The sequence below is a fragment of the Streptomyces sp. NBC_00996 genome (assembly GCF_045162675.1).
In the GTDB taxonomy this organism is placed as follows: domain Bacteria; phylum Actinomycetota; class Actinomycetes; order Streptomycetales; family Streptomycetaceae; genus Streptomyces.
In genome coordinates, this window is sequence record NZ_CP108723.1 from 5272581 (window position 1) to 5284977 (window position 12397).

Consider the following 12397-nt stretch of genomic DNA (forward strand, 5'->3'; position numbering starts at 1 on the left):
TGACATCCCGTCCCGGTATGACGGACCACTCAGGAGACAGCTGGCGTCATGGTCAGCAGTTTGCCCATCGCTGCCAGCACCGACGGCTCGACTCGGTAGTACACCCAGGTGCCGCGCCGCTCGGAGGTGAGCAGGCCAGCATCCTTGAGCTTCTTCAAGTGGTGGGAGACGGTCGGCTGGGACACACCGACGTCGGAGATGTCGCACACGCACGCCTCGCCGCCCTCGTGTGAGGCCACAGCGGAGAACAGCCGCAGACGCACCGGGTCACCTAGGGCCTTGAACATCCGGGCGGCCGTCTCGGCCTCCTCGGCCGTGAAGGGGCGCTCGGTCAGCGGAGGGCAGCACGGTGCCACACCCTCGGAACCCTCGGGCTCCAGCAGCGGCAGCACCTTCATATTCGACATGCATCTATGTTGACACACGCCTAACCAGCCTGGCGAGAGGGATCCATCCAGCTAGATTCGATGCATGTCTATGTTGACGCTCATCGATTCAGGTGCCATCCTGGCGCCACGACATCGACAAACATCGAAACAAAGGGGACCTCGTGAACGCGCCCACCACTGACCAGCTGCCCGTCGTGGTCATCGGAGCCGGCCCGATCGGCCTGGCCGCAGCCGCCCATCTCGTCGAGCGCGGCATCGAGCCCCTCGTTCTGGAAGCCGGCCCCGCCCCAGGCAGCGCTGTACGGGACTGGTCACACGTCCGGCTGTTCTCCCCCTGGGGCGAGGTCATCGACCCGGCCGCCGAGAAGCTCCTCGCCCCGACCGGCTGGGTCCGCCCCGATGCCTCCGCCTACCCGACCGGCGGCGACTGGGCCGAGCGCTACCTGCAGCCGCTCGCCGATGTCCTCGGTGACAAGGTCCGCTACGGCACGACCGTCACCGGTGTCGCCCGCGTCGGCCGCGACCGCATCGTCGACGCCGGCCGCGAAGAGCAGCCCTTCACCGTGCACGTCCAGTCCGCCGACGGCCACGAGGAGCGGATCACCGCCCGTGCCGTCATCGACGCCTCCGGCACTTGGTCCCTCCCGAGCCCGATGGGCGCGGACGGCCTGCCCGCCCTCGGCGAGAAGTCGGCCGTCAGCCGCGTCTCCTACCGCGTCCCGGACCTCAAGGACCCGGCCGTACGCGCCCGATACGCGGGCAAGCGCACCGCCGTTATCGGCTCAGGCGCCTCCGCCTTCACCGCCCTGGCCCTCCTCGCCAGCCTGGCAAAGGAGGAAGACGGCACCCACGCGGTGTGGATCCTGCGGCGCGGCATCGGCGCGAACACCTACGGCGGAGGCGAGGCCGACCAGCTTCCCGCCCGAGGCGCCCTGGGCCTGCGCGCCAAGGAGGCCGTCGAGGCGGGCCACGCGAGCGCGGTCACCAGCTTCCGTACACAGGCGGTGGAGCGCGACGGCGACCGGCTCGTCCTCGTCGCCGAGGGCGGCCGTCGCCTCGACCCGGTCGACGAGGTCATCGTCCTGACCGGCTTCCGCCCTGACCTGTCCTTCCTCTCCGAGCTCCGCCTCGGCCTCGACGAGCGGCTCCAGGCCCCGACCGCGCTCGCTCCGCTGATCGACCCGAACGTCCATTCCTGCGGCACGGTCTACCCGCACGGCGTGAACGAGCTCTCCCACCCGGAGCAGGGCGTCTACCTGGTCGGTATGAAGTCCTACGGCCGCGCCCCGACCTTCCTCGCCATGACCGGCTATGAGCAGGTCCGCTCCATCACCGCCGCGATCGCAGGCGACCAGGAGGCCGCCGAGCGCGTCGAGCTCACTCTGCCTGAGACCGGTGTGTGCGGCGGCGCGGGCCTGTTCGACGAGCCGGAGAACGCCGAGCAGTCCGGTGGCGGATGCTGCGCCGCGCCCGCTGCCCTCCAGATCGGCAGCGGCGCCGCGACTCCCGCGTCCGGCTGCTGAACGCCCAACCCATCCAGGAAGATTCGCCATGCCCCGCGTACAACTCGCCCTCCGCGTCCCGGATCTCGACGCGTCCATCGCCTTCTACAGCAAGCTCTTCGGCACCGTGCCCGCCAAACTCCGCGACGGCTACGCCAACTTCGCCATCGCCGAGCCCCCGCTGAAGCTCGTCCTGATCGAGGGCCCCCCGGACGAGGACACCCGCCTGGACCACCTCGGCGTCGAAGTCGAGTCGACGGAGGCCGTCCACGCCGCCACCGCCCGCCTGAGCGAGGCTGGCCTGGCTACGGCCGAGGAGAACGACACCACCTGCTGCTACGCCCTCCAGGACAAGGTCTGGGTTCACGGCCCCGGCCAGGAACCCTGGGAGGTGTACGTGGTCAAGGCCGACGCCGACTCCCTCGCCAAGCAGCAGGACAGTGCCTGCTGCACCAGCCCGGCCCTGGACGGCACCGACGCGAAGGAACCGGCCGCGGCAGGCGGCTGCTGCTGCTGATCCGTCGATGAACCGACCTACACACCAGCGGGGCCGTGACCGGGACGGGGGGCCGGTCACGGCCTCGTGCTGCACTGCCCGCCCTGTGGGCCACCCAGATCGGCCAATCCACGAACCGTAAACGGGCAGTGGCCTGCACCGTTTCCGGTACAGTCCACCGCGTCTCCAGCTACCGCTCTTCGCCGTCGCCGTACTTGTCCGGATCCCTCGCGCGATCCGCAGCCTGTGCGCAAGCCGCCGCGAAAGCCGCCGTCACAGCTCCTTCGTCCGTTCCGCTCGCCCGGACATCGATCTCCCCTCCGAGTCGGCGAAGAGTGCTCCAGCGCACCACCTGGTCGGTGTAGAGGAGCGTCTCGAACTCCCAGGCGTCCCAGCGACCATGGCTCCGGACGAACGGTCGGCTCACGCTCGCCACCGGGCAGGAACGCAGCGTGGGCATGGTGGACGACCCGCCGCTCGTGAACCGCTCGCCGAACAAGGCGACCTCACCTGGCAGCAGGCCGCCCAACACGCCGAGGAACACCGCACACGCCGCACCGAGGCGATAGCCCGCGCCCAGCAGGCCCTCCAGCTCATCACCGAGAACTGGGCAACCGTCCACGACCTCGTAGCCCGCCCCGACACCCCCTACACCCAGGAGGTACTCAACGGCCTCACACCCCAGGCCCGCACGCTCACCACGCACCTGATCACAAAGGTCTGACACCGTCGCATCCCTTTGGGGCCGGCGCCCTTCAGCGCTGGCCCCGAAAGGATGTCCCAGACCCTGTATCGAGTCTTCCGGGGTTTCCACCTGGGTCGCGGGCACCGGTGGTCATGCAGCGACGGGCCCCGCCGTTGGTCTCTGTTCGAAGGCGACGGGCCCCGCCGTTGGTCTCTGTTCGAAGGCGACCGGCCGTCCAGTCGCTCAGGAATGGCGAGTTGCGGGGTGCGGCGGATACGGCTGGGCGCAGGCCCGGCTGCCCGAGGCGCTGGAACCCGTTGCGGTGTTGCGGACCGTTAGCCTGTCGATATGTCAGAGCGTGTCATACCCGGTCGCACGGACGGCTTGATCACCCTGGGTGCCGCAGACGCTCTGTGGGTCGATCTGACGGCTGGCAGTGCTGTGCCGACGGCTTCCGGGGCATTCACCCGCTCTCCTGCCCCTGCACGGACGGGGTACGTCCTGCTCGGCGGCCATGTGGTGGCGACGGTGAAGGCGAGCGGCGGCCAGTGGGGTGTTCCGGAGGCCGAAGTGCGCCGGGCGGCGGCGGAACTGAACGCGGTGGGCGTGGATCGGCAGGACCTGGTTCGCATCGGTCCGTTTCGTCGGGTGCCGAGGCAGGAGTACGACGAGGGAACGCCGCTGCGTTGGCGTCAGCGCATCACGTGGGAACTGCAGGAGCTGGGCGGCTCCGAGCAGGCAGCACGACGTGAAGGCGGCCAGTGCCATCTGGCGGGGATCGACTGGCGACAAATACTCGTGGAGCGGACCCGCGACGGGACGCGGCGGACGTGGTGGCTGCCGCGCGCCGTGGTCAGGCTGCTCGACGCGGCCGAGCACACCGAAACGCAGTGGGCGCGAGCCGCGCGGACCCGCCGGGCGGACGCGGCCGTCGTCGAGCCGTCCTCCTGCGCCGGGCAGGCCCGAGACGCCGACGGGCGGCAGACGACGAGCCCCGAGCGCCCCACCGTCTCACTGCGCCCGTACACCCGAGAGCTGGAAGGCCAGCTGTACTCGGTGCTCAGCAGGAAGCCCGGCACCTCCCGGAAGGTGGCCGGGTGGGCGTGCGCCGTCTGCCGCACCGCACCCGCCACCGTGCTCGACCACTGCCACGAACACGGCTACGTCCGCGCCCCCGTCTGCCAGTCCTGCAACACACAGGAACGCCCCGACCACCTGTACAGCAACGACATCCGCGTGACCAACCGCTACGCACGCCTCTTCCACACTGACACCGGCACCTGGCTCCGTCACTGGCACCGCTGCCCCGGCTGCCGCGCACGCACCACCCTGCCCCTGCCACACCTCGCCGCATGGACCGCCCACATAGCCTGCCGATCACTGCGCCCGACCCACCGCGCACCCCGTGGGCGCAAGCCCTGCGGTGTCCTGCGCGTGTCCTGGACGGGCAATCAGCAGGCTCCCCGTTCCTGTGTGTTGACCGTCGCCATCGACCTCTGCCCCTCCGGCGAGCACCGTGTCCTGGCGCGAGTCCCCTACCGCGAAGCCGTCGAGCGGTTTCGCGTCTGGCTGGCCGAGACGGCCCCCGCCGTGGCCGCCGCGGCCGGCCCTGACCGCTTGGACGGCCTCCCCGCCCAGTTCCGGCCAGTCATCGCGGACACCAGCGGCGAGGGCCTGGAACTGTTCTGAGCGAGCGCCGGGAAATACGTCGTGTCCCGCGTCTGGTGTAGGGGATCAAGCGTTACGGATGCCGGCCCGCGCTCCGGGAAAGCTTGCCCCTCGCGTCGCTGTACAGCAGCAACTCCTTCTCGATAGCCGCCACAACAGCTGGCCACGAAACGGAGAGGGGGCCGAAGAGCGACCAGTAGTCGTACGAGGTGCGGACGAAGGCGCTGACGCCGAGGGGCACGGCGTCGGGCGAGATCGTGCCGACCACCCGCCGGGTGATTCCACCGGGCCCTCTGGCCGCGGGCGTGATCCCGTGTCCGATGAGGAGCGTGGCCGTACGGATGGCATCCAAGGTTCCCGTCGGCGCTGCCCGGGCGAATCTGCCGTATACGAGTCGGTGCCAGTTCATGCGGGTGCGGGCCCACGCCAGGCGTTCCAGCCCCGTGCCCAGGTCTACGGCCATGCGCCCAGCAACCGCCAGCGTCTGAGTATCGGCTCCCACCGCACTCATCGCGGCCTGTATGACCTTCAATGACCGATCCACATAGAGCTACGGATCAGAAGGTGCTGGCCTCGGCGCGATGCGCCCAGGGCATCACGTCTCCGGGCCCCAGCGCTCCGGCCCTACTCCGCGCCAGTCGATCCACGGCGCCCCTGCCACCTCCGCCGGGTCGATCTCCAGCCCGGCACGGCGCAGGAACTCCGCGACGCCGACCACGCTGTGGGCCAGGCCGAGGATCTCGCCGTCCACGCGTACGCGCCGGCCACCCGTGGGCGACGGCGGATGCACGATCACGCGAATCGGTCCGGACATGCCTTCAGGATCATCTGGGATATGCGGCCCCGCATTGCAGCGCGTCATCGATGAAGCCGCTCACTCACGTCCCCGTCCGAGCGTCCCAGATCACGCAGTTCCCGCCACGCCGCAGGGCTCGGGCGCTGTCGCCGCCAGTAGGGATGAAAGAACAGCTGAGCCGCCGGCCGGTACAGACGCCGGCGCAACTCGGTACGGCCGGGCCGCTCGGCAAGCTGCCGGTAGATGGCACTCCACTCCTGCTGCGCCTGGGCAAGGTCGTCGGGAAACGGTCGCATGACCGAATTCAAGCATGTGTTCGATTTTTCGGGCCGGCAAAGAGGCCGCGTCAGGCGGCGGAGGTGTGACTGAGCGCGCTACTTGGCCACTGCGTACTTCAGTTGGCCACTCTGGCGCTCAGCTTGTTGTCCACCTGTGGGCAGAGTTGGCGGGCAACCGGTTCGGCGCGGTTGCGCCAGTGCCTTCGCGGCCTCTGGAGGCTGTCGTCATGGGGGCACGTGGCAGGGGGTGCCGGGTCGAGGGCAGGCGGTGTGCCCAGGTGCCGAGGGTGCTGGTGCACGGTAGAACGTAGGGGTGAGGGACGAGAACCTCCCTGATGAGGATGCACGGCCGCAGCGTGTGACGAGGCCAGGGATCGACTACCAGGCGCTGTTCGCGGTCACCCCCAGCCCCTATATGGTGCTGGGCCCGGACCTGGTGATCGCCGACGTCAACGAGGCGGCCTGCCGAGTGACCGGCCGCACTCGGGAGGATCTGCTCGGGCGGTACCTCTTCGACGCCTTCCCTGAGAATCCGGCGGACCCCGGCGCTGAAGGGGTGCGGAATCTGCACGCTTCCCTGCACCGGGTCCTGCGCTCGAAGGAGCCGGACACGGTGGCGCCGCAGAAGTACGACATTCCCGTGGCCGGCCAACCCGGCGTGTTCGAGGAGCGGTGGTGGTCCGCGATCAACACTCCGGTGCTCGGGCCGGATGGGCAGGTGGCGTGGATCATCCACCGGGGGGAGGACGTGACCGCGTTCATCCTCTCCCACTCCCGCCCGCGAGAAGGCGGGGCGCTCAGCGACGCGGAGGCGATGGAGGTCGAACTGTACGCGCGGGCGCGCGAGCTCCAGCGACTGAACGAGCAACTGCGCCAAGCCCACGCCCGGGAACGCCAGGTCGCCCTCACCTTGCAGGAGGCCATGCTCCGCTCGCCCCACCTGGCCCGGCACCGGGACACTGCGGTGCGCTACTTGCCTGCCACCGGGTCATTGAACGTGTGCGGCGACTGGTACGACGTGGTCGACCTGCCCGAGAACAGGCTCGCCGTCGCGGTCGGCGACGTCGTCGGCCATGGCCTGGAAGCCGCCGCCGTCATGGGCATGCTCCGCAGCGCGCTGTCCTCCGCCCTCCGGGCCGTCGAAGGGCCCGCGAGAGCCCTGGAAGTCCTGGGCCTGTACGCGCGCTACGTGGAGGGCGCGCTGGCCACCACCGCCGTCCAAGCAGTCGTCGACACCGACGCTCGCCGCATCACGTACAGCAGCGCCGGCCACCCGCCCCCCGTCCTGGTTCACCAAGACGGCACCTGCAACCTGCTCGACCAGGCCACCGACCCTCCGCTGGCAGCCCGCCTCAAACACGTCCCCCGCCCCCAAGCCGACCTGCCCTACAGCCCCGGCGACACCCTGGTGCTCTACACCGACGGCCTTGTCGAACGCCGCGGCGAGGACATCGATGCCGGCCTGCAACGCCTCACCGACGCGCTCGCTCTCTATGCCCGCGACAATCCCGAACGTCTCGCCGACGCCCTGCTCGCGCACCTCGGCGTCAGCAGCGGCGCCCCCGACGACATCGCCCTGATCGTCCTCCGCCTATGACCCGAGCACCGCCAATTGAGCGCCACAGGTGGCCAACCCGGCCAACTGAAGCGCTCAGTGTGCGACACGAAGTCGCTCCAGGTAAGTGAGGACAGCCACGTGAAGGACCGCGTCGTCCGGGACCGGTGCGCTCAGGTTCCCGCGTGGACGTAGGCCGCCCAGACATGGGGGCGGTCGGGGATGCGGTGCCGTAGCGCTCGGACCGTGTGGTGCAGGGCGTGTGCGGAGGTTTCGGTGACGGGGGGCGTCATGCGGCGGTAGAAGTCGCGGGTGACGTGATCCGCGTGGGTGCTGTCGATCTCCCAGAGGGTGCCGATCGCGGTGGGGAAACCGGCGAGCAGGAAGGCGCTGGTGATGTGGATGGCCTCGTCCGCGAGCCGTTCGGAGGTGCGCGCGGTGCCGCAGGCCGCGAGGAAGGCGAGCCGTGCCGACTGCGGACGGGCCCGGCAGATCTCCAGGACGGACAGCGGCTCACCGCTCGGCAGGTGGAGCAGGGCGCCGGAGGGTTCCGTCGGGTCGGTCGCCGCGTGGCAGCCGAAGTGCGCCCAGGGGGTGCCGCCGAGCGCGGCGAGCACCGTCTCGCGGGTCGCGGCGGCACCGACCAGCGGCTCCCGGGCGCCGAGCAGTCCGGCCGCGTAGCCGGCCGCCGCCGCGACGCCGGGCAGCTCGTCCTCCGACGACGCGACCAGCAGGGCACCGCCGTTGTCGGTGGTGTCGCGGTGCTCGGCCCGGCTGCGCGCGTACGCCAGGGTCTGGAACCCGGGTGCGTACGACGACACCACGGCGTCGAGCGCGGCGCCGCAGCCGTGGAGGGCGCAGTCGGGCAGCGTGCACTGTGCCGCGTGGAGCGGGAGGGCGTTGAAGGCGCCCGTGGGCACCCACCAGATGCGCGGCCAGGTGCCGCCGTCGGGAACGGGATCGGACGACCCGACGAGCTCCAGGACCGGACGCACGATCTTGTGCCAGGCCCAGGACAGCGTCCGGCGGAGCGCGGCCCCGGCGGCGATGAGCTGCGCCGGGGACGGTCTCGACGGGCCGTGCGCGTTGATGGCGTCGACGGTCTCGCCCAGCCGCCGTGCCGCGTCGGTGATCTCGTCCGACTCGGCTTCGAGGCGCAGGGCGGTGATCGACCGGGCCGTCACGACGAGGGCGTGGCAGTGGCGTGCCGCGTGGTTGAGCACGACGATCGGGCCGTCGGACGCGAGCGCGCGCAGTTGCTCGGCGGAGAGCGGGCGCAGGAAGGCGTCGAATCCCGGCTCGGTACGAATGCGTACGACCAGCTCGTCCAGTTCGCGCGACGCGCGGAGCTTGGCGAGGCGGGACCACTCCGCCTGCCCGGCGGGAGCCGGGGCCAGAACGTCGGGCTCGGCGGACAGCCGGTCGGTCAGCCGCTCGAAGTCGCGCGCCAGCGCGGGGTGCGCCGCGCGCAGTTCGCCGATGTCGGCGCGGGCCTCGATCCTCCGTGCCAGCAGCAGTCCCCGGCCGCGCTCCAGCAGCTCGGCGGCGCGGTCCACTTCGGGGCCGGCGACGGGGCCGTGGAGGAGGGATCGGTGGAGGGCCTCGGGCTTGGGCAGGGCATCGAGGGCGTCGGGCACCCGCTGCTCGCTGAGGGCCGCCTTGAGGCCGTCCAGGGCCGCCGCGAGTTCCTCCCTGAAGGCGCGCACCCCCACAGCGGCCTGGCGGCCGAGGGCCTGGATGAGGATCAGCTCGACGATGGTCCGGATGTCACCCTCGAACGTCGTCAGACCGTGCTCGGCGGACTGCTGGTCACTGCCCCGGTCGGTGATCTCGGCCATGGCCTCGATGGCCGCTTCGAGGTGGGACAGGGCCAGGTCGACGCGCGGTGTGTCCCTTCCCAACGCCCCTGCCGCCGCGCCGAGTTCGCCATGTGCCCGGAACCACGTCGGCAGCGCGGGACGGCCCGACGCGGCAGGCTCGGCGCCGGACAGCCGCGCCCGAAGCGACGTCAGCATGGCCTCCACGGCGTTCGCCGGAGGCTGGGGCGACGCCTCGGGCGGCGGGGCCGACGGAGAGACGGGAGGGAGGCTGCCGCGCTCCACGAGGTCGAGGAACATGCGTGTCATGTCGCGCCAGTCCTCGGGTGCCTGCCCCTCGACAGCGTGGAACACGTCATTGGCCTCGGCCACGAGCCGCGCTGCGGCCTGCGGGTCGGCGCCGCGCAGGGCGAAGGACCGCTGCATGAGCGTCCGCAGGAGGGTGGACGCGGTGAAGAGCCGTATCGGCTGGCCGGCGGGAGACGCGGCGAAGGTTCTCCGGCACTGATCGATCGCGTCGTCGGTGATGTCGGCCCTCGGGCCGCCGCCGGGTCCGATGCTGTCCACCAGGTTGAGCAGGGCCTCGCCCATCACCTCGGGCTCCGGCGGATCGTCCCCGGTCGGGGCGGCTGCCGCACGGCTGAGGTCGTTGAGCCGCCGCGCGAGCTCCCGGGCACGTTCGAGCTGCGCCGGCTCGTGGCCGAACAGATAGTTCTGCAGGGCGTTGAAGAATTCGGTACGGGCCGACAGCATCGCCGCGCCGAGGTCGGCGGGTGTCTCGTCGGCGGGCGCCGAGGCGAGCAGAGCCGACGCCTCGCGCGCCGCTTCCGCGTCGAAGCTTCCGAGCGACCAGGACGTGAGCGCGAAGGCGAGGATCTGGTCGATTTCTTCGGGCAGGTCCTGCCCGTGCGAGCGCGCGTGGCGCAGCAACGGGACCGCCTCGTCGAGGGCCGCGTCGTCATGGTGCCTGACGGCATGGAACAGGAGCGCGCAGCCCAGCGCCGCCGCGAGCGGTGCCCGCAGGGAAGGGTCGTCGTCGCCGACGTCCGCGAGCAGTTTCCGCAGGGTCGCGATGTCGGAGGCGCTGTACTCGTCGCCGTCGAAGCGGATGTCGTCGAGGCCGGACAGGAGAGAAACCAGCCGGGCGGCCTTTCCGTCCGCCATGCCGTCCGGCTGGTCGGAGAAGATCGTCGACAGGGCGATGGGCAGCGCGGCGTCGAACCGGCCACGGCGCAGCAGGCCGAGCGCCAGGAAACCGGGTGGGGCGGCGGCCGCCACCTCGTCCGTCAGCGACCGTGCCTCGGCCACGAGCCGTTCCGCCCCGGCGGGTTCGGTCTCCCTCAGAGTCTCCGCACGCGCTCCTGTGAGAGCGGCGAGCACGGCGACGTAGGCATGGCGGCGCGGCTTGCCGGCGGGCAGTGCGGCCAGGCCGGAACGGTACCGCTCGATCCGCTCGTCGGAGACCGCTGCGGCATTTCCGGCGAGCGCGATGCCCAGGTCGAGGATTTCGAGGTCGATGTCCAAAAGAGGCGAGGGGTCACCGTTGCGTGTGGCGCGCTCCTCGAGGCGCTCACGGAAGCGGCCGAGCAGCGGCCCGGCATCCTGGATGCGGCGCCGATCGTCGCCGTCCAGCAGCTCGGTGAGTTCCTGGAGATCAGTGACCAGTTCCCGGTCGGCGTCGCTCATCATGCCCGTCACGTCGAGCGTGGCGAGGAGTTCCACCGCCTCGCGAGCGGCCTCGTCGTCGCCGCGCTCCCGGGCCAGGGCCTCGAGCGCCTGGCCCAGAGCCGCGGTGACAAGGGGGCGCTGCGGGTGATCGGCGGGGGTGTGGGCGAGCGCCGCGCGCAGTCGTCGTACCGCGCAGGCGATCCGCCCGGCGTCGTGCTCACGGATGCCGGCCTCGGCGACGGCCGAGCCGATCCGCAGGTCCCGTTGCCCCGGCCAGGCGGCGGGTTCGGCGTGCAGTGCGCGCAGCAGGCGCAGCCCCTCGCTGGCCTCCGGGGCGAGCATCCCGTCCGGAAAGGTCGCGACCAGCCGCTCGACCACCGTGAGTTCGGGCTCGCCGAGCAGCCGTGCGGCGTCCACCACGGTCCCGAGGGCGGCCGCGGCCACCCCGGCGCCCTCCGGGCCCAGGGCGCTCTGCCCGACGGCGGACAGCCGCTCGCACAGCGTTGCCGCATGTCGGGCCGCGGCGGCGAGCGCGTCCGGATCCGCGGCGAGCTGGAAACGCGTCACGTTGAGCCCGTGAGCATGCCAGGCCAGATCGACGAAGCTCTCATGCCCTTCCGGCAGCTGGTGGTGCGCTGCGTCGGACCAGACGAGCGCGTGCTCGAGCGCGGCCAGCCGGTCCGCCTCCGCGAGATCCGGCGGGTTGAGGGCGCCATCGGCGTACACCGCGCTCACGACGTGCGAGAACCGCGCGTCGTGCGCCGGATCGGTGGGGTCGAAGGCGTCTCGCAAGGGCTCGGGCAGCGGCACGTGGCCGGGCACCCGCGGGCACAGGAATCCGCAGGTGCCGACCGCGATCAGCACGTTCTGCAGCGCGTCGGGGTCCTCGGCGCCCTGATGGCGCAGCCAGAAGGTCCAGCAGACGGCGGCGACCGAGTCGAGATCGATCGCGCCCTCGGGCGACGGTGCGGCCTCGCGCAGCAGGGCCAGAGCGTCGCCCACCGCGTCCGGCCCGCGCAGCGGGGCGGGGTCGCGGGCGTTCTGAGCTGTTACGAGGCGGGCAACCACACGGTCCTGAAGCTCAGTCATCCTTCATTACACTAATCTGATCTCACGTCAGGGAGCAGTGGTTCTCCGGACTTTCAGGGAGTCTGCGGTGGGAGACGGGGCGAAAGCGCTCAGGGTGTACGAGGACGCCGTCGAGTACCTGTGCCGCAACGTCGACGCGGTACGCGAGCTGCTCGGCCCCGCACTCTGGGAGGCACCCTTCGCGGTCGTCCGGCTCGGCGACCCTTCGACCGTCGAGTGGCGGGACGCCGTGCGCGAGCTGCACCTCGCGGCCGAGGCGGCCGGGATCCCCGGCGGGCTGGGCCTGAGTTCCACGATGGGGGTGGGCGACTGGCCGTCCGCACCCACGCCGCGGTCGGTCGGCTGGGTCTGCCCCACCGGCCGCTGTGCCCGGGTGGACCTGCGCGAGGGCGCGGCCCCGGATACGCCGACATGTGCCCTGGCCGGCCGGGCGATGCGCCTGGTGGACGGCTGA

Annotated in this window: 11 protein-coding genes; 6 read left to right on the forward strand and 5 right to left on the reverse strand. The window is 71.4% G+C overall.

Annotation, left to right across the window (positions count from 1 at the left end; translation table 11 throughout):
• Positions 1–29: 29 nt before the first annotated feature.
• Positions 30–407, reverse strand: a complete 378-nt coding sequence (locus OG390_RS24835) for an ArsR/SmtB family transcription factor (RefSeq protein WP_406171141.1) — start codon at positions 405–407, stop codon at positions 30–32.
• A gap of 143 nt (positions 408–550) precedes the next feature.
• On the opposite strand from OG390_RS24835, the gene OG390_RS24840 reads away from it, so the two are divergent.
• The 4 genes from OG390_RS24840 to OG390_RS24855 all read left to right on the forward strand — a co-directional run bounded on the left by OG390_RS24840 (position 551) and on the right by OG390_RS24855 (position 4761).
• Positions 551–1912, forward strand: coding sequence for an FAD-dependent oxidoreductase (locus OG390_RS24840; protein ID WP_406171143.1), 1362 nt, complete (start codon positions 551–553; stop codon positions 1910–1912).
• 28 nt (positions 1913–1940) lie between these two features.
• Complete coding sequence (locus tag OG390_RS24845) at positions 1941–2408, forward strand: ArsI/CadI family heavy metal resistance metalloenzyme (protein WP_406171145.1); 468 nt, start codon at positions 1941–1943, stop codon at positions 2406–2408.
• 379 nt (positions 2409–2787) lie between these two features.
• Positions 2788–3111 (forward strand): hypothetical protein, encoded by a 324-nt coding sequence (locus tag OG390_RS24850; RefSeq protein WP_406171147.1) that lies wholly within the window; start codon positions 2788–2790, stop codon positions 3109–3111.
• A gap of 309 nt (positions 3112–3420) precedes the next feature.
• The gene (locus OG390_RS24855) at positions 3421–4761 is read left to right on the forward strand and encodes an endonuclease domain-containing protein (protein WP_406171148.1); all 1341 of its coding nucleotides are present in this window, start codon (positions 3421–3423) and stop codon (positions 4759–4761) included.
• Between the two features lie 52 nt (positions 4762–4813).
• Here OG390_RS24855 and OG390_RS24860 read toward each other — a convergent pair whose 3' ends face one another.
• The 3 genes from OG390_RS24860 to OG390_RS24870 all read right to left on the reverse strand — a co-directional run bounded on the left by OG390_RS24860 (position 4814) and on the right by OG390_RS24870 (position 5832).
• Positions 4814–5203 (reverse strand): hypothetical protein, encoded by a 390-nt coding sequence (locus OG390_RS24860; protein ID WP_406171150.1) that lies wholly within the window; start codon positions 5201–5203, stop codon positions 4814–4816.
• Between the two features lie 132 nt (positions 5204–5335).
• On the reverse strand, positions 5336–5554 hold the full coding sequence (locus tag OG390_RS24865; protein ID WP_406171151.1) for a hypothetical protein: 219 nt from the start codon (positions 5552–5554) through the stop codon (positions 5336–5338).
• Positions 5555–5598: 44 nt separating this feature from the next.
• Positions 5599–5832, reverse strand: a complete 234-nt coding sequence (locus tag OG390_RS24870) for a hypothetical protein (protein ID WP_406171153.1) — start codon at positions 5830–5832, stop codon at positions 5599–5601.
• A gap of 340 nt (positions 5833–6172) precedes the next feature.
• Here OG390_RS24870 and OG390_RS24875 point away from each other — a divergent pair, with 340 nt between their 5' ends.
• On the forward strand, positions 6173–7411 hold the full coding sequence (locus tag OG390_RS24875) for a PP2C family protein-serine/threonine phosphatase (protein WP_406171155.1): 1239 nt from the start codon (positions 6173–6175) through the stop codon (positions 7409–7411).
• Between the two features lie 131 nt (positions 7412–7542).
• Here OG390_RS24875 and OG390_RS24880 read toward each other — a convergent pair whose 3' ends face one another.
• Complete coding sequence (locus tag OG390_RS24880; protein ID WP_406171157.1) at positions 7543–11943, reverse strand: CHAT domain-containing protein; 4401 nt, start codon at positions 11941–11943, stop codon at positions 7543–7545.
• 67 nt (positions 11944–12010) lie between these two features.
• Between OG390_RS24880 and OG390_RS24885 the strand changes: the two genes are divergently transcribed.
• Entirely contained in the window at positions 12011–12397 is a 387-nt protein-coding gene (locus OG390_RS24885; protein ID WP_406171159.1) for a hypothetical protein, read from the forward strand.